The sequence below is a fragment of the Cellulomonas fimi ATCC 484 genome, from assembly GCF_000212695.1.
GTDB classification, from domain to species: domain Bacteria; phylum Actinomycetota; class Actinomycetes; order Actinomycetales; family Cellulomonadaceae; genus Cellulomonas; species Cellulomonas fimi.
In genome coordinates this window covers 3,837,493-3,854,337 of sequence record NC_015514.1, presented here as the reverse complement: position 1 = coordinate 3,854,337, position 16,845 = coordinate 3,837,493, and the positions used below count along the sequence as shown (strand labels likewise).

Genomic DNA, 16,845 nt, shown 5'->3' with positions numbered 1-16,845 from the left:
GCAGGTCCGGACCGCGGGGGGACGCGACCGGGCCGCCCGCACCGCGAGGCTGGACGGCATGAGCACACCGGTCCCCGCGACACCCCCTGCCGTCGCCGCGCCCGCCGCGACGGCGACCTCGGCCCCCGCGCGGCTGTCCGCGCGTGCGCTCGTCAAGCGGTTCGGCGAGACGACCGCGCTCGCGGGCGTCGACCTCGACCTCGCCGACGGCGAGTCGCTCGCCGTCATGGGGCCCTCCGGCTCCGGCAAGTCGACGCTGCTGCACTGCCTCGCCGGCATCCTCGTGCCCGACGCGGGCTCGGTCATGCTGCGCGGGCGCCCGGTGCACGGCCTCGACGAGCGTGAGCGGTCGCTGCTGCGGCGCACCAGCTACGGCTTCGTCTTCCAGAACGGCCAGCTGCTGCCCGAGCTGCCCGCGGTCGAGAACGTCGCGCTGCCCGCCCTGCTGCTGGGCACGTCCCGGCGGGAGGCGACGGAACTCGCGACGCGCTGGCTCGCGTCCCTCGGGCTCGCCGGCATGGAGGGGCGGCGTCCCGGCGAGCTGTCCGGCGGGCAGGCGCAGCGGGTCGCCGTCGCGCGCGCCCTCGTCACCCAGCCCGACGTCGTGTTCGCGGACGAGCCGACCGGCGCGCTGGACCAGGCGAACGGCCACGAGGTCATGCGGCTGCTGACCGAGGCGACGCGTGCCGTCGGGGCGTGCCTCGTCGTCGTCACGCACGACGAGCAGGTCGCGGCCTGGTGCGGCCGGCGCATCGTGGTCCGCGACGGGCGCGTCGTCGACGAGCGGCGGACGGCGTGAACGCGGTCGTCGCCCTCGCGCCGCAGCTGCGCCGCGCGGGCGGTCGGGACACGCGCGTGACGACCGGCCTGTCGGTGACCGCGTTCGCGGTGTCGACGGCGCTCACGCTGTCCGTCGTCGGCGGCCTGCTGGGCTTCGCGGACCGCGCCGCGCACCCGGCGGACGACCTGCAGCGCGAGCTCGGGCCCCTGTACGTGCAGCTCGCGTGGACCGCCGTGATCCTGCTGGTCGTCCCGCTCGTCACGCTGGGCGGTGCCGCCGCCCGGCTCGGCGTCGCGCGGCGCGACGCGCGGCTCGCGACCCTGCGGCTGCTGGGTGCGACGCCACGGGAGGTCGTCGCGCTCTCGCTCGTCGAGACGTGCGCGCAGGGGCTCGCGGGCGCGGTGGCCGGCGTGCTCGGCTACGCCGCGCTGCTGCCGCTGTGGGCGCTCGTGCCCTTCCAGGGCGGCACCTTCACGGTCGGCGAGCTGTGGGTGGGACCTCTCGGGGTCCTCGGCGCGCTCGTGCTGGTGCCCGCGCTCGCCGCCGTGAGCGGCGCGGTGTCGCTGCGCCGCGTCACCGTGTCCCCGCTCGGCGTCGCCCGGCGGACCACCCCGCCCGCGCTGCGGGTCGTGCGGCTCCTGGTGCTCGTCGCCGCGTTCGTGGGGTTCACGATCGCCACCGCCGCGGGCGGCGCGCTCGCCGCGGCCCTCGTCGCCGTGCTGCTCGGGTTCCTCGCCGCGGGCTTCGCGGCGCTCAACCTCGTCGGGCCGTGGGTGCTCGGGATCCTCGGCCGGGTCCAGGCGCGGCGGGCGCGGACCGCGGTCCGGCTGCTCGCCGCGCGCCGCCTCGCCGACGACCCGCGGGCCGCGTGGCGCGTCGTCGGCGGGCTCGGCCTGGCGGGGTTCGTGGCGGGCGCGCTCGCGGTGCTGCCCGCGTTCACCGCGGGGGAGCGGCTCGACCGGCAGGGTCAGATCCTGAACGACGACCTCGTGACCGGCGCGATGCTCACGCTCGTCATCGCGTTCCTGCTCGCGGCGGTGTCGGCGGGCATCGCGCAGGCGTCGAGCGTGCTGGACCGCCGCCGGGAGCTGGCGCTCGCGCACCTCGCCGGCATGCCCGTCGAGATGCTCGACGCGGTGCGCCGCCGCGAGGTGCTCGGGCCGATGGTCCGCGTCGCCGGCGGCTCGGCGCTCACCGCGCTGTTCATGCTCGCGCCGCTGTTCAAGACCGCCGCGTTCAGCGACCCGCGGGGGATGCTGCTGCTCGCCGGGTGCCTCGTCGGCGGGTGCCTGCTGGTCCTCGCGGCGACCGAGACGAGCCGCCCGCTGCTGCGGTCGGTCCTGGCCGAGCCGGTCGTGCGGGCCGACTGAGCGTCAGCCGACCTCGTGCAGCGCGTCCCACGCACGGCCCGGGGCGGCGTCCGCCCAGGCCGCGAGCAGCGCCGCGACGGCGTCGCTCGCGCCCGCGAGGGCGACCGAGCGACGCGGCGACCACCCGCTGTCCGCTGGCTCGTGGTCGTGCGCGCCGGGCCGGCCCGTCGAGCACGCGACGCACAGCGTGCGCAGCCCCGACGTCCAGTCCTCCGCCGCGAGGCCGGCGTCGTCGGCGGACCGCTGCAGCGCGTCCGAGTCGGCCTCGGCGGGGGCGGTCACCTCGACCGTCCAGGTCGGCGCCGACGAGCGCGTCAGCACGAGGATCTCGTCGAAGACCGAGACCCACCGCGACCCGTCGAACCGCTCGCCGTTCGGGACGCCGTCCATGAGCACCACGTCGCCGTGGCGGTGGCGGCTGCCCGGCGTCGGCACGCTCACCACGCGGCCGTGGCACGGGGACAGGCGCTCGGTCCAGACGACCTCGGCCGTCGGCCCCGCGCCGGTGTCGTCGGGGTTGAGCCGCACGGGCGCCGTGCCGAGCCTCATGCGCAGTGGCCCGTCCCCGTCGGGCACGTCGAGGCCGCCCCAGGCGCGCCAGGCGGTGCGCGCGTCGTCCCAGCGGCCCAGGGCCGTCGCCGCGATGCCGAGGTTCCAGGCCGCCGGCTCCTCGCGCGGGTCGTCCGCGAGCGCGAGCGCGCGGGCGTTGCACCGCAGGCTCTCCGCCCAGTCGTGCCGCCGCTTCGCGTACAGCCCGAGGTTGAACCACGTCGCGCCGTCGTCGGGGAACTCCTGCGCGACGGCGCGCGCGAGCCGTTCGGCCTCGACCGCGTCGCCCGCCTCGTCGACCGCGAGGTAGGCGTGGCGCCGTCGGTCCACGCGGCTGCGTCTCCATCGCACGTGGCGATCCTGCCAGGCCGGGCGCGCCGGCGGGCGGGCGGTCAGTGGTGCATCCCCCGGGTGGTCCAGAGCACCGCGCGCACCAGCCCGTCCGCGTCGGTGACCGTGCCGAGCACGTACCGGCCGGCGAGGGCCTGCGCGGCGACCGACCCCGAGGTGCCGGCGCCGAGCTCGGTGAAGCGGTCGCCCTGGAGCAGGAACGCGGTCGTGCGCGCGGGGTCGGCCGCCCGCTCGACGACGCCCACGACGCGGTGCCTGTCGAGGTCCGTCGCGCGCGTCGTCACGTCGTCGGGCCCGAGCGCGACCCAGCGGTCGCCGTCCCACAGGTGCGCGCGCCACCGGCCGTCGTCGGTCCGCAGGTTCGCGACGGCGTGCCCGTGCTCGTCCACGGCCACCGGGTCGGCGTCCGTGAACCCCGGCGGCAGGCCGAGCCACCGCTGCGCGCCGTCCCGCCACAGGAGCGGACCCCCCTCGTACGCGTTGCCGAGCACGAACCCGGAGTCGGACAGGTCGACGACGCCGTTGCCGCCGAACGCGGACGGGTCGCCCACCGGCGTGAACGCGCCGTCCCACACGTACCCCACCTCGAAGCTCTCGGGCCCGAGCCCGATGCCGAGCACCCGCCCGTGGTCGTCGAGGTCGACGAGCCGGCTGCTGGTGCCCTCGAACCCGGGCACCGGCCCGAGGTCGACGCGCGTGCCGCTCGTCCAGACGAACGGGTTCGTCCCGTCCGCGCCGCGGACCAGCCCCGCGACCTGACCGTGGGCGTTGACGAGCTCCGCCCGCACCTCGCCGAGCTCGGCGGTGCGCCGCCCGTCGAGGAGACGGGACGTCTCGGGCCCGCCGGCGGTGGCCGTGACCCGCACGACGATCCCGCCGCGCTCGTCGACGTCGACCGCAGCACCGTTCGCCGCCCCGGGCGTGAGGTCGGTCATCCGGCCCCGCCACCACGAGAACGCGTGCCACCGGCCGTCGGCGGTCTGCGACGTGCCGACGACCCGGCCGTGCGCGTCGACCGCGTACGGCACCGTCTGGGCGCCGCCGAGCGTGCCGAGATCGACGGCCTGCGGCACGGTGCGCGGGCCGTGCCGGACGTCGTCGCCCCCGGGTGTGGAGGCCACGACCGGTCCGGGGGCCGCCGTGGCCGGGGCTGACACGCCGGCGGCCGTGACGACGGCCAGCGCGGTGAGGGTCATGCAGGTGAGCAGACGTCGGGTCATGCGGATCGCCCCCAGGGCATCGCGGCCCGGGCGGGGCGCCCGCGGCCACCCGGCGCGCCGCACCGTCGCGACGGCCGTCCTCCCGTCCTAGCCCTCGGGCGCGCCGGGGACAACGGGCGCCCGGGGTGATATCCCCGAAGCATGACCCCGACCGAGCCCCCGGCCGCCGCGCGGCCGGGCACGCGACCGGATCTGCCTGCCGACGACGCCCGCTGCCCGTGCGGCACGGGCCTCGTGCTGGGGGAGTGCTGCGGCCCGCGGCTGGCCGGGCGGGCGGCGGCGCCGACCGCGGAGGCGCTCATGCGCTCGCGGTACACCGCCTTCGTGGTCCGGGACGCCGCCTACCTGCGGGCGACGTGGCACGCGTCCACGCGGCCGGCCCGGCTCGACCTCGACGACGGGGTGCGCTGGCGGGGGCTCCAGGTGCTGGCGACGCAGGCGGGCGGCCCGTTCGACGACGCGGGGGTCGTGGAGTTCGCGGCGCGCTACGTCGACGGCGACGTGCGGGGCGTGCTGCACGAGACGAGCCGGTTCGTCCGCGAGGGCGGCCGGTGGTGGTACGTGGACGGCGACGTCGGCTGACCGCTCGCCGACGTGGCGGCCGGTAGCCGTCTGTCCGGGCCCGCGGCGGCGCGGGCCGGTGGGCCCGGACGCGACGAGACCCCGGCCGCTGGAGCCGGGGTCTCGCGGAGTGCGTCCTGGTGGGACGTCAGAGAGGCGTGATGTTGGACGCCTGCGGGCCCTTGGGGCCCTGCGTGACGTCGAACTGGACCTTCTGGTTCTCCTCGAGCGAGCGGTAGCCGCTCGACTGGATGGCGGAGTAGTGCGCGAAGACGTCGGGGCCGCCGTCGTCGGGGGCGATGAAGCCGAAGCCCTTCTCGGCGTTGAACCACTTCACGGTGCCAACAGGCATGTCGTTCTCTTCTCTGCGTGCGGTACTGACAACCCCGTACGGACGGGACCGGTGAATCACGGTGGTCGTCCGCCCGGGGGCTGGCGGGAGCAGGTCCTGCCGGCGACCGGGACAAGCGAGGCAACGCGACTACGGGTGAGAGGCTACGCGACCGCGGCGCGGAACGGCAGCCCCTGTCTGCGCGGTGATCCTGCGCCGGGCGGGCGCGCCGGCCCGGTCAGACGCGGTGGGCCGCGACGAGCGGGCAGACGAACGGGTCGCGGTCCGCGAGGCCGACGGTGTTGAGGTGCCGGACGACGATCGCGTAGGAGCGCGCGAGCGACACCTGCGTGTAGGGGATCTGGTGCGTCTCGCAGTACTCGCGGACGATCGGCGCGACGCGGCGCAGGCTGACCGACGGCATCGACGGGAAGAGGTGGTGCTCGACCTGGTGGTTGAGCCCGCCCATGACGACGTCGAGCCACCGGCCGCCGCGGATGTTGCGGCTCGTGAGCACCTGGCGGCGCAGGAAGTCGATGCGCGCGTCCTTCGGGACGAGCGGCATGCCCTTGTGGTTGGGCGCGAACGACGCACCCATGTACAGGCCGAACAGCCCGAGCTGCACGGCGAGGAAGACCGCGGCCTTGCCGGGCGACATCACGGCGAGCACGAGGGCGAGCCCGCCGCCGAGGCGCACCAGCAGGAACGCGGCCTCGACCCAGCGGCGCTCGAGCGGGCCGGGCTGGGCGATGCGGCGCACGCTCGCGACGTGCAGGTCGAGGCCCTCGAGGAGCAGGAGGGGGAAGAAGAACCAGCCCTGGCGGGCGAGGAACCAGCGGCTCAGCGGGTTGGTGCGCCGCGCGGCGTCACCGGGTGTGAAGGCGAGCACGGGCAGGTCGATGTCGGGGTCGGCGTCCACCTGGTTGGGCTTGGCGTGGTGCCGCGTGTGCTTGCGCTGCCACCAGCCGTGCGAGAGCCCGACGAAGAGGTCGGCGAGGACGAGGCTCGCCCAGTCGTTGGCGCGGCCGGAGCGGAAGATCTGCCGGTGCGCGGCGTCGTGGCCGAGGAACGCGATCTGCGTGAAGGTCACGGCGGCGACGGCGGCCACGAGCACCTGCCACCAGGAGTCGCCCACGAGGACGATCGCGGTGACGAGCGCGGCCATCGCGAGCACGGCACCGGTGAGGCGGGCGGCGTAGAAGCCGTACCGCCGGCGCATGTACCCGGCCTCCTGCACGGTGCGGGTCAGCGCGGTGAAGCTGCTGGTGGGGTTCGGCCGGGTGCTGCGGGTCGCGGTGGCGCTGCGCGTCCCGGGGCCGTCGGGAGGGGTCTGGGTCATGGTGGTCCGTCTCCGCCCCGGTTCGGGGGCCGGTCGTGTGCGGTCGTGCAGGCGGTGGGTGCGCGACGCAGGACGACGAGGACCCGGGAACGACGCGGGCGCCCCGGCACGTGCGTGCTGGGGCGCCCGGTCAGGGACGGCGCTGGGTCAGGCCGGCGTGATGTTCGAGGCCTGCGGGCCCTTGGGGCCCTGCGTGACGTCGAACTGCACCTTCTGGTTCTCCTCGAGCGAGCGGTAGCCGCTGCTCGCGATGGCCGAGTAGTGCGCGAAGACGTCCGGGCCGCCGTCGTCGGGGGCGATGAAGCCGAAGCCCTTCTCGGCGTTGAACCACTTCACGGTGCCAATAGCCATGGCGTTCTCTTCTCTCTGGTGGGTTACGTGACAACCCCGGGTGTCCGGGACCGGTGAATCACGGTGTGTCGTCCGTCCGCTGCCGAGAGAGCTCTCGAGAACGTTTGCCGGGGTTGCCCCCGGCGGTCATGACAAGCGATGCACTGCGACTACGACGACCACGGTACGGCACATGTGCCGTCGATGGCGGATCGACGTCCGAACTGTGGGCGTCCGCGCAGGTCGCGGCGTCCAGGACGTCGGGCGTTCGGCCCGGCGACAGGGCCTGACGCGGCGGGATGCGCTGTGGACAGCGGTTTCCGCGGGGTGGTGACGCTCCCACCCGGGGGATTCCGACGAATCGGTCGCAGGGCCTTCAACCGCCACGGACCTGGCCGGTACGGTCGCGGGCAGGCCGAGGCAAAGGCGCTCCGGCCGCTCGTGCCTCCTGGGTCCCCCCTGGCGCATTGAAAGGATTCAACGATGAGTCTTCCCCGCATCCACGGTCGCCTCGCGGTCTCCGGAGCGGCCGCCCTGGTGGTCGGCTGCCTCGTCGTGCCGACCGCGACCGCCGCTCCCGTGCCCGCCACGGGACCTGGCGCACACCGCGACGGACCGGACCGTCTCACCCTCGAGCGCCTCGACCGCGGCCTCGTCGCCGCGAGCACCCCGCAGGGCGTGTTCCTCTCCTGGCGCCTGCTCGCACCCGAGGTCACCGGTGCCACCACGACGGGCCAGACCGGCCCCGACTTCGCGGTCTACCGCGACGGCACCAAGGTCGCGACCGTGACCGACTCGACGAACTACCTCGACGCCGACGGCACGGCCGCGTCGCGGTACCGCGTCGCGGCCGTCGTCGACGGCGTCGAGGTCGACGGCACCGAGGCGACGCCCTGGACGCAGGCCTCCGTCGACCTGCCGCTGAACAAGCCCGCCGACGGCGTGACGCCGGTGGGCGAGGCGTACACGTACTCGGCCAACGACATGAGCGTGGCCGACGTCGACGGCGACGGGCAGTACGAGTTCGTCGTGAAGTGGGACCCGTCCAACTCCAAGGACGTCAGCCAGGTCGGGTACACGGGCAACGTCTACGTCGACGCCTACGAGCTCGACGGCACGCAGCTGTGGCGCATCGACCTCGGCGTGAACATCCGGGCGGGCGCGCACTACACGCAGTTCCCCGTCTACGACTTCGACGGCGACGGCAAGGCCGAGCTCATGATGAAGACGGCCCCCGGCACCATGATCACGACGTACCGCGCCGACGGGACCGTCGCGAGCGAGAAGTTCGTGACGATCCCGAAGCGCGACCGCAAGGCCGGCGTCACCGACACCACCGACTACCGGCTGAGCAAGCAGGGCTACTACGAGCACGTCGTCGCGATGTTCCAGGGGTGGTCGACGCGTCCCGAGGTCACGTCGGGCCAGTGGCCCGCGACGCTCGAGGAGGCCTTCGGGATCGCGCCGCAGTACACCTACCCGCTGTCCGACGCCGACGCCCGCGCGCTCGCCGACTACTTCATGGACGTCTACGCGCCGAGCCGCAGCGCGCGCAACGTGCTGCGGAACTTCGAGGGTTTCGTCGTCGACGGGCCGGAGTACCTCACGGTCTTCGCCGGCGACACCGGCAAGGAGCTCCAGACCGTCGACTACAAGCCCGGGCGCGGCGACGACGGGCTGCTGTGGGGCGACTACGCGATGGCCCGCATCGAGCCCGGCAACCGCGTCGACCGGTTCCTGTCCGGCGTCGGCTACTTCGACGGCACGACGCCGTCGGCGGTGTTCGCGCGCGGCTACTACACGCGCACGACCGTCGTCGCGTACGACTGGGACGGCAGGAAGCTCCAGGAGCGCTGGTACGTCGACTCCGGCCACGTGCCGCTGACCAACCCGTTCAACGACGGCCCGCACGGGCGCGACGGCACCGACCCCGAGTTCGGGACCCTCACGACGCAGGGCTTCCACTCGCTGTCGGTCGCGGACGTCGACGCCGACGGGAAGCACGAGCTCGTCTACGGTGCCGCGACGATCGACGACGACGGCTCGCTGCTGTACTCGTCGTTCGGCACGCTGCCCGCCGGCAGCGCGGCCCCCGGCCAGGTCGTGCGGCTCGGCCACGGCGACGCGATGCACGTGACCGACATCGACCCCGACCGCCCGGGCCTGGAGATCCTCACCGCGCACGAGGGCGGCACCTTCGCGCCCTACGGCATGGCGATGCGCGACGCCGCGACCGGCGAGGTCCTGTTCGGCGTGTACTCCGGCCGTGACACCGGCCGCTCGATGATCGGGGACGTGCTGCCCGGCACGCGCGGCACCGAGGCGTGGGCGTCGCTGCCCGGCGGCTCGAGCTCGCTCGGCCTGTACTCGGCCGCCGGCGTCCTCACCCCGGGTCCCATCCCCGGCACGAACCAGTCGATCCGGTGGGCCGCCGACGGGACGACGCAGATCGTGGGCGGCTCGGGCGACCAGGACGTGACGATCGACGACTGGTCCCGCGGTCGCCTGCTCACCGCGACCGGCACGCGCGCCAACAACGGCACCAAGGGCAACCCGTCGCTCGTCGCCGACGTCCTGGGCGACTGGCGGGAGGAGCTCCTGGTCCGCACGGCCGACTCCTCCGCGATCCGCCTGTTCGTCTCCACCGAGGTGACGGGCCACAAGCTCGCGACCCTCATGCACGACCCCCAGTACCGAGCCGAGGTGGCCCGCCAGCAGACGACGTACAACCAGCCGTCGTACCCCGGCTTCTCCCTCGCGTCGGACACCGACTACACGCAGGTGCCGGTCGCGGACCTCTGGGCGCCGGGCAGCATCGACGCGCTCCAGTCGTCGCTGGAGGCCCGCATCGAGGCACGCGAGATCCGCGGACCCGTGGCCGCGGTGCTGCTCGCCGCCGTCAAGGCCGCCGACCTCGCGGCCGACCACGGCAACGAGAAGGTGGCGGTCCGCTCGCTGGAGGCGTTCGTGAAGGCGCTCACCCCGCGGACGCGGACGTCCAGCGTGTCCGACGCCGCACGCGTCGCGCTGACGCACCAGGCCGAGCAGGTCGTGGCGATGCTCGACTGACCGGCGCGACCTCGGTGCGGGGGCCGGACCCTTCCCCGGCAGACGCACCCGCACCGCCGAGCGCCCGGGACCCCGACCGGTCCCGGGCGCTCGGTCGTCCGGGTGACGCGACACGGAGGCCGCACGGACCGACGTCCGGCGGGCCTACGCTCCGCGCGTGCACCCGCTGCTCCCGCCGCCCGACGATCCGGCGATCTCCGTCCGGGAGTGGACGGCCGACGCGGGCTACCCGGCCCGCGTCGTCTCGGTGCTGTCCCGCCGCGTGCTCTGGACCCGGCGCGGACGGGCACTGCTCCTGGGCGTCGCGCTGGTCCTCGGCGGGTGCGCGCTCGTGCTGGACCCGGGACCGCTGACCGTGCTGCTGTGGCTGCTCCCGATCGCCGTCGCCGTCCCGGTCGGGCGGGTCCGCATGAGGAGGCAGGTCGCCCGTCAGCTCCCCGTGGGCACGACGGTCCGCGCAGCCCTGACGCCGGACGGCGTGTGGATGCAAGGGCCGCTCGGTGCGGCGGTCACGTCCTACGGGGCGTACCGCGACGTCGTGCCGTGCTCCGACGTGCTCGTCCTCGTGCAACGCCACAGCGGCCGGCAGGTCGCCGTGCCGGCCGCGCTGTTCCCCGGGCCGGACCTGGACCTCCTGCGCGCCCGCGTCGCCGCGGCCGCGGTCAGTGGATGAGGTCGCGCCAGTTCGTCGGGACGCGGTCGCGCGGGCCGGGGACGCCCTGGTCGGCGGGCCGGGCGTCGGGCGGGGCCAGGTCGGGGCCGTCGACCGCGGCCTCCTCCTGGTAGTCCCACCACCACGACTCGCCGGGCTCGAAGCTGCGCATGTAGCGGTGGCCGGTCGCGCGCCAGTGGGCGGTGGCGTGCTGCGCGGGGGACGTGTCGCAGCAGCCGACGTGGCCGCAGTGCGCGCACCGGCGCAGGTGCACCCACCAGCCGCCGTCGGCCTCGCACTCGGCGCAGCCGGTGCCGCTGGGCGGGACGGTGGTGTCGACGTCGACGGTCACGAGGCCTCCGGGTGGGTGTAGGGAAGACGGACGAGGAAGCGGGTGTCGCCCGGCTGCGACGTGACGCGCAGGTCGCCGTGGTGCTTGCCGACGACGATCCGCCACGAGATGTCGAGGCCGAGGCCCGTGCCGGACCCGACGGGCTTCGTGGTGAAGAACGGCTCGAAGACGCGGTCGACGATCTCCGGCGGGATGCCGGGACCGGTGTCGGCGACCTCGACCTCGAGCCAGTCCTCGACGCGGCGGGTCGAGATCGTCAGCCGGCGGCGGTCGGCGGGCACCTCGGCGAGGGCCTGGCGCGCGTTGTCGACGAGGTTGGTCCACACCTGGTTGAGCTCGGCACCGTGCACCAGGACGGGCGGGAGGGTGCGGTCGTAGTGCCGGACCACCTCGATGTCGCGCAGCTTGGCGTCGAGCATGGTGAGCGTGCTGTCGAGCAGCACGTGCACGTCGACCTCCTGCTGCGCCGCGCGGCCGATCTGCGAGTACTGCTTCGCGGCGTCGACGAGGGTCGAGATGCGGGTCGTCGCGTCCTCGACCTCGTTCATCAGCAGCTCGGTCTCGAGCGTGTAGCCGAGCCAGTGCACCGCCGCGGCCGCGACGTCGTCGGGGATGCTGCCCACGTGGTCGTCGAGCCACTGCGGGTCGATGCCGGCCTCGACGAAGCTGTGCGCGATCTCGGCGTTGTCGGGGACGCCGTGGTCGTCGAGCCAGTCGGCGACCTCGTCCTCCCGGTCCGACGTCTCGAGCGCCGACAGCGACGCCCGCCCGCGGGCCTCGGCGAGCGCCGCGACCGCCTTCTCCTGCAGCTCGATGATCTGCACGAGCTCGTCGCGGTCGAACGCGCCCGACGCGACCAGCCCGAGCTTGTTGCGCATCCGCCCGACCCGCTCGCGCAGCGTCGACGCCGCACGCGTGGCCGCCGACGCCGGGTTGTTGAGCTCGTGCGTCAGCCCGGCGGACAACGCGCCCAGCGCCTGCAGCCGCTCGCGCTGCGCGGTGGCGGTCTGCATGCTCTTCTGCCCGAAGAACAGGCCCTCGAGGAGGTGCATCGCCATGGGGAACCACGTGTGCATGACCTCGGAGAAGTCCGCGGCGGGCAGCACGTAGAACCGCGACGGCTCCAGGACGCGCAGGGTGTGCAGGTAGGAGCGGGTCTCCGCGCGGTCGAGGTAGGCGTGCCACGCGCCCGCGTACACCCCGACCTGTGCCGTCCGGCTGATCTCCACGTCGTCCGCGCCGACCCGCCGGTACAGCGCGACCGACCCCTCCAGCAGCACGTAGAACGCCTCCGCGGGCTCGCCCTCGCGGAACACGAACCCGGGGTCCTGGTGCTCGACGTGCCCGTGGCTGCACAGCCACGTGAGCTGGTCGTCGTCGAGCTTGTCGAACAGGAAGAGCCGGCTCAGCTCCGCGATGTCGCAGGGCAGCCGCTCGGGCTCGCGGCGGGCGGGGGGCGTCGGTGTCGTCGGTGTCGTCACAGCTGCTCCAGGTACCGGTGGACGAGCATGACCGCCATCGCGCCCTCGCCCACGGCGGACGCGACGCGCTTGGCCGACTCGGCGCGCGCGTCGCCCGCGACGAACACGCCCGGCTGGCTGGTCTCGAGGTGGTACGGCGGGCGGTCGAGCGGCCAGCCTGCGGGCGGGCGGCCGTCGACGAGCAGGTCCGGCCCAGCCAGGACGAACCCGCGCGGGTCGCGCGCGACCGTGCCGTCGAGCCACTCGGTGCGCGGCACGGCGCCGATGAAGACGAACAGGTGGCTCGTCTCCACCTCCTCCTTCTCGCCGGTGACCGAGTCCTGCAGCACCAGACGCTCCAGGTGCTCGTCACCGGAGGCGTCGACGACCTCGCAGCACGTGCGGACCCGCACCTTGGGGTTCGCGGAGAGCTGCTCGACGAGGTAGTGCGACATCGACGCGGACAGCTGCTCGCCGCGCACGACGAGCGTCACGGACCGGGCCGTGCGGGACAGGTACATCGCCGACTGGCCCGCCGAGTTGGCGCCGCCGACGACGTACACGTCCTGGTCCTGGCACGCGGGTGCCTCGGTGAGCGCCGAGCCGTAGTAGACGCCGCGGCCCGTGAGCGCCGCGAGCCCCGGCCCGTCGAGCTCGCGGTACGAGACGCCGTTGGCGAGCAGCACCGTGTGCGCGCCCACGACGCTCCCGTCGGCGAGCCGCAGCTGCCGCGCCGCACCCTGCACGTCGAGGCCCACGACGTCCGCCGCGAGGACGATCTCGGCCCCGAACCGCACGGCCTGCCGCCGCGCCCGCTCGGTGAGCTGCGCGCCCGAGACGCCGTCGGGGAAGCCGAGGTAGTTCTCGATGCGTGAGCTCTGCCCCGCCTGGCCACCGGTGGCGACGCGCTCGACGAGCGCCGTGCGCAGCCCTTCCGACGCGCCGTACAGCGCTGCGCTCAGGCCCGCCGGGCCGCCCCCGACGACGACCAGGTCGTAGAAGTCCGTGGCGGGCGTCGTCGTCAGGCCCACGCGTGCGGCGAGCGTCGCGTCGTCGGGGGAGTGCAGCGGCTCGCCCTCGTGCGTCACGACGAGCGGCACCGCGGACTCGTCCGCACCGGCCGCGTCGAGCAGGCGCCGCCCCTCGGGCGACTCCGAGGAGAACCACCGGTACGACACCTGGTTGCGGGCGAGGAACTCCCGCACCTGCGACGACCTGGCCGACCAGCGGTGCCCGACGACCTTGACCTGCGGCACGGGCGAGGGCGCGCTCGCGGCCCACGCGTCGAGCTGCGCGTCGATGACCGGGTACAGCTTCTCCTCGGGCGGCTGCCAGGGCTTGAGCAGGTAGTGGTCGAGGTCGACGACGTTGACCGCGTCGATCGCGGCCTCCGTGTCGGCGTACGCGGTCAGCAGGATGCGGCGGGCCTGCGGGAACAGGTCCATCGCCTGCTCGAGGAACTCGATGCCCGTCATCCCGGGCATGCGGTGGTCCGCGAGGAGGACCGCGACCTGCTCGCCGCGCAGCTTGAGCTCGCGCAGCGCCTCCAGCGCGGTGTCGCCCGACTCGGCGCGCACGATCCGGTAGCCGGAGCCGTAGCGGCGGCGCAGGTCGCGCGCGACCGAGCGGGAGACGGCGGGGTCGTCGTCGACGGACAGCAGGGTGGGTCGAGGGCTGGCGACGGGCGGGGTGGCGGTGGTCGTCGTCACCGGGGCATCGTGCCTCGCGCGACCGCCGTCTGTCAGCGGGTGGCGGCCACCGGATCCGGCGGCGTCACAGGTACATGCCGGTGCCCTGGTCGGGCTCGGCGCCCTGCTCCTCCTCGGGCGGGCGCGGCGACGTGCCCCGCAGGAGCAGCCCCGCGGCGTCCGGCCGGGTGCGGGTCGACAGCCAGCGCACGCCCGTCAGCGGGCACTCCAGCGCGTGCGCCTCGTGCACCGGCAGCGCCGGCAGGTCGACCGTCGCGGGCTGCAGGTGCTGACGCTCGTAGGCGTCCGCCGAGATCGAGCGCAGCGACGACTGCTTCCAGCACCGGCAGTCCTTGAGCGCCGCGGCCTCCCGCGCCAGGTCGGCGGCGCGCCGTTCGGCGTGCACCCGGGCGCGCATCCGCAGCCGCAGGCGCCAGCCCAGCACCGCGCCCCCGACGGCCCCGGCGACGACGAGCAGCATCCAGACGAGCGCCATCGCCGTCGGCTGGGCCTCGTCGACCGTCGTCGACTCCATCAGCAGACCGCCCGCGACCGTGCCCACGCCCGCGCCGACCAGGCCCGTCCCGACGAGCGCGAATCGCGTCGCGCCCCGGCGGAACGCCACGTGGTTGTTCTCCAGCTCCGCGGGCGCCGCGCCGAGCGACCGCCACACGTGCTCGTCGGCGTCCGACGCCCCGACCACGGACGGCAGCCGCACGAACGTCGCCCCGAGCATGAGGACCGCGGCGAGCAGCAGCAGCGCCGGGTGCCACATCATCGCGACGGTCACCACGGCCAGCGCGAGCGCCAGCGGCCACACGAGGATCGGCACGAGCCAGTACCGCAGCCGCCGGACGTGCAGGGGGTGCTCCGGGAGCAGCGCGGCGAGCGCCGTCGTCCCGGGGGCGAGCCGCGACACCATGCGGACCAGGAGTGCCGCGCCGAGCGCGTCACCGCGGGCCGCGACACGGTCCGCGGAGTCCCGGGCCAGCCACAGGTCGTCGTCGGGCGTCGGCCACTCGCGGATCACGGCCTGCCCGGCGTCGAGGACCGCGGCGAACGCCTCCTGCGCCTCGTCGCCGCGGCCCGCCACGCGCGCCACCACGAGCCGCCCCACCGAGAGCTGCGTGCGCGGCGCGTCGGTGCGGCCCAGCTCCTGCCACGCGGCGTCGGCGAGGTCGAACCGGCCGCGCGACTCGGCGGCGGCACCGAGCAGGTAGAGGTGCGTGATGCCGATCGGCCCGCGCACCACCGTGCCGGCCCGCACGAGCGCGGCGAGCGCGGCGTCGTCCCCGAGGCCTGCCGTCGCGGCGAGCGCGACCAGGTCGGCCACGGTCTCCGGGCCACGGGACACGACGCCCTTCACGTCGATGTCGGGCAGCAGCGCGAGCGCCTCGGCGTGCCGGCCCTGGTACGCGAGGAGCCGCGCCCGGTGCAGGGCGATCCCCGGCGTCTCCTCGGTCTCCGCCGCCGCGAGCAGCTGCTCGGCCAGGGGGAACTCGTCGAGCGTGTTCGCCGTCGACGCCCAGCTGAGCAGGAGCTCCTGGTGGTCCTCGAGGGTGCTGGCGGGGGCCGGTGGCTGGTCGGGCATGGGCAGGATGATGACACCTGCCGCAGCCTCGCGGAGCCGATTCCGCGCCCGGCCGGCGACCGGGGGTGGTCAGACGCGGTACGCGGAGGTCACCGGGCAGGCGAACAGGTCGCGGTCCGGGTGACCCACGGTGTTCAGGTGGCGCACGATCGTCCGGTACGACCGGGCGAGCGACACCTGCACGTACGGGATGCCGTGCGCCTCGCAGTAGGCCCGGACGATCGGCTGCGCGCGGCGGAGGCTCGGGCGCGGCATCGACGGGAACAGGTGGTGCTCGACCTGGTGGTTGAGGCCCCCCATGAGCACGTCCACCCAGCGCCCGCCGCCGATGTTCCGGCTGGTGAGGACTTGACGGCGCAGGAAGTCGACGCGCGCGTCCTTGGGCAGAAGCGGCATCCCCTTGTGGTTCGGCGCGAACGACGCACCCATGTAGAAGCCGAGGATCGCGAGCTGCACCGCGGCCGCGACGAGCGCCTTCAGCGGCGACATCACCGCGAGCAGCAGCACGACGGTCCCGACGAGCCGCACCGCGAGCAGCGACGCCTCCACCGCCCGGCGCTCCATCGGCTCGGGCGACAGCACCCGGCGGATGGCGTGGACGTGCAGCGCGACGCCCTCCAGCAGCAGCATGGGGAAGAAGAAGAACCCCTGCCGGGCGAGGAACCACCGCGACCAGCGCGACGTCCACGACGCCGCCTTCTCCGGGGTCATCGCGAGGACCTCCATCGCGATGTCCGGGTCGGCGTCGACCTTGTTCGGGTTCGCGTGGTGGCGCGTGTGCTTGTGCTGCCACCACCCGTGGCTCAGGCCCACCAGCAGGTTGGCCAGCACGAGGCTCGCCCAGGTGTTTGCCCGGCCCGACGCGAAGATCTGCCGGTGCGCGGCGTCGTGGCCCAGGAACGCGACCTGCGTCAGCACGACGCCGGCCACGGCCGCGACCGCCGCCTGCCACCACGAGTCGCCGACGAGCACCGTCGCGACGACGAGCCCGGCCACCGCCAGCACGGCCGCCGACAGCCGCGCGGCGTAGTGGCCCGGACGGCGCGCCATGAGGCCCGCCGCCTGGACCTGCCGGGTCAGCTCCGTGAAGTCGCTGACCGCGCGCTGGCGCGAGCCTCGGGAGCCGTCGACGGCGAGGGGCGTGGCGGTCATGGGCGGTCCGTCCTGTCGGTCCGGCGCGGGCGCGGCGGCGCGGCGTGGG

General features: G+C 74.9%; 15 protein-coding genes. 5 read left to right on the top strand and 10 right to left on the bottom strand.

Annotated elements, in window-relative coordinates; translation table 11 throughout:
• The first annotated feature begins 58 nt into the window (after positions 1–58).
• Both CELF_RS17390 and CELF_RS17385 read left to right on the top strand, forming a co-directional pair.
• Positions 59–799 (top strand): ABC transporter ATP-binding protein, encoded by a 741-nt coding sequence (locus CELF_RS17390; protein WP_013772584.1) that lies wholly within the window; start codon positions 59–61, stop codon positions 797–799.
• A complete protein-coding gene (locus tag CELF_RS17385; protein WP_013772583.1) occupies positions 796–2,151 on the top strand; it encodes an FtsX-like permease family protein in 1,356 nt (451 codons plus the stop codon). Before CELF_RS17390 ends, CELF_RS17385 begins: the two co-directional genes overlap by 4 nt.
• Positions 2,152–2,154: 3 nt before the next feature.
• Here CELF_RS17385 and CELF_RS17380 read toward each other — a convergent pair whose 3' ends face one another.
• On the bottom strand, positions 2,155–3,030 hold the full coding sequence (locus CELF_RS17380) for a tetratricopeptide repeat protein (protein ID WP_013772582.1): 876 nt from the start codon (positions 3,028–3,030) through the stop codon (positions 2,155–2,157).
• 62 nt (positions 3,031–3,092) lie between these two features.
• Positions 3,093–4,271 (bottom strand): HAF repeat-containing protein, encoded by a 1,179-nt coding sequence (locus CELF_RS19745; protein ID WP_013772581.1) that lies wholly within the window; start codon positions 4,269–4,271, stop codon positions 3,093–3,095.
• Between the two features lie 141 nt (positions 4,272–4,412).
• Between CELF_RS19745 and CELF_RS17370 the strand changes: the two genes are divergently transcribed.
• Positions 4,413–4,853: a YchJ family protein gene (locus CELF_RS17370; protein WP_013772580.1), complete on the top strand. Its 441-nt coding sequence runs from the start codon at positions 4,413–4,415 to the stop codon at positions 4,851–4,853.
• 127 nt (positions 4,854–4,980) lie between these two features.
• Here CELF_RS17370 and CELF_RS17365 read toward each other — a convergent pair whose 3' ends face one another.
• The 3 genes from CELF_RS17365 to CELF_RS17355 form a co-directional block, all read right to left on the bottom strand.
• The gene (locus tag CELF_RS17365; RefSeq protein ID WP_013772579.1) at positions 4,981–5,184 is read right to left on the bottom strand and encodes a cold-shock protein; all 204 of its coding nucleotides are present in this window, start codon (positions 5,182–5,184) and stop codon (positions 4,981–4,983) included.
• A 217-nt stretch (positions 5,185–5,401) separates the two neighbouring features.
• Positions 5,402–6,502, bottom strand: coding sequence for a fatty acid desaturase family protein (locus CELF_RS17360; protein ID WP_013772578.1), 1,101 nt, complete (start codon positions 6,500–6,502; stop codon positions 5,402–5,404).
• A gap of 147 nt (positions 6,503–6,649) precedes the next feature.
• The gene (locus CELF_RS17355) at positions 6,650–6,853 is read right to left on the bottom strand and encodes a cold-shock protein (protein ID WP_013772577.1); all 204 of its coding nucleotides are present in this window, start codon (positions 6,851–6,853) and stop codon (positions 6,650–6,652) included.
• 462 nt (positions 6,854–7,315) lie between these two features.
• Here CELF_RS17355 and CELF_RS17350 point away from each other — a divergent pair, with 462 nt between their 5' ends.
• The gene (locus CELF_RS17350; protein WP_013772576.1) at positions 7,316–9,901 is read left to right on the top strand and encodes a rhamnogalacturonan lyase; all 2,586 of its coding nucleotides are present in this window, start codon (positions 7,316–7,318) and stop codon (positions 9,899–9,901) included.
• A gap of 157 nt (positions 9,902–10,058) precedes the next feature.
• Complete coding sequence (locus tag CELF_RS17345; RefSeq protein WP_013772575.1) at positions 10,059–10,574, top strand: hypothetical protein; 516 nt, start codon at positions 10,059–10,061, stop codon at positions 10,572–10,574.
• Here CELF_RS17345 and CELF_RS17340 read toward each other — a convergent pair.
• The 5 genes from CELF_RS17340 to CELF_RS17320 all read right to left on the bottom strand — a co-directional run bounded on the left by CELF_RS17340 (position 10,564) and on the right by CELF_RS17320 (position 16,796).
• The gene (locus CELF_RS17340; RefSeq protein WP_013772574.1) at positions 10,564–10,905 is read right to left on the bottom strand and encodes a UBP-type zinc finger domain-containing protein; all 342 of its coding nucleotides are present in this window, start codon (positions 10,903–10,905) and stop codon (positions 10,564–10,566) included. The genes CELF_RS17345 and CELF_RS17340 overlap by 11 nt on opposite strands.
• The gene (locus tag CELF_RS17335; RefSeq protein WP_013772573.1) at positions 10,902–12,386 is read right to left on the bottom strand and encodes an ATP-binding protein; all 1,485 of its coding nucleotides are present in this window, start codon (positions 12,384–12,386) and stop codon (positions 10,902–10,904) included. Before CELF_RS17335 ends, CELF_RS17340 begins: the two co-directional genes overlap by 4 nt.
• Entirely contained in the window at positions 12,383–14,074 is a 1,692-nt protein-coding gene (locus CELF_RS17330; protein ID WP_013772572.1) for an NAD(P)/FAD-dependent oxidoreductase, read from the bottom strand. Before CELF_RS17330 ends, CELF_RS17335 begins: the two co-directional genes overlap by 4 nt.
• A 64-nt stretch (positions 14,075–14,138) precedes the next feature.
• Positions 14,139–15,644 carry a hypothetical protein gene (locus tag CELF_RS17325; RefSeq protein WP_041553598.1) on the bottom strand — a complete coding sequence of 502 codons (1,506 nt, stop codon included), beginning with the start codon at positions 15,642–15,644 and terminating at the stop codon, positions 14,139–14,141.
• Between the two features lie 69 nt (positions 15,645–15,713).
• Positions 15,714–16,796, bottom strand: a complete 1,083-nt coding sequence (locus tag CELF_RS17320; RefSeq protein WP_013772571.1) for a fatty acid desaturase family protein — start codon at positions 16,794–16,796, stop codon at positions 15,714–15,716.
• Positions 16,797–16,845: the final 49 nt, after the last annotated feature.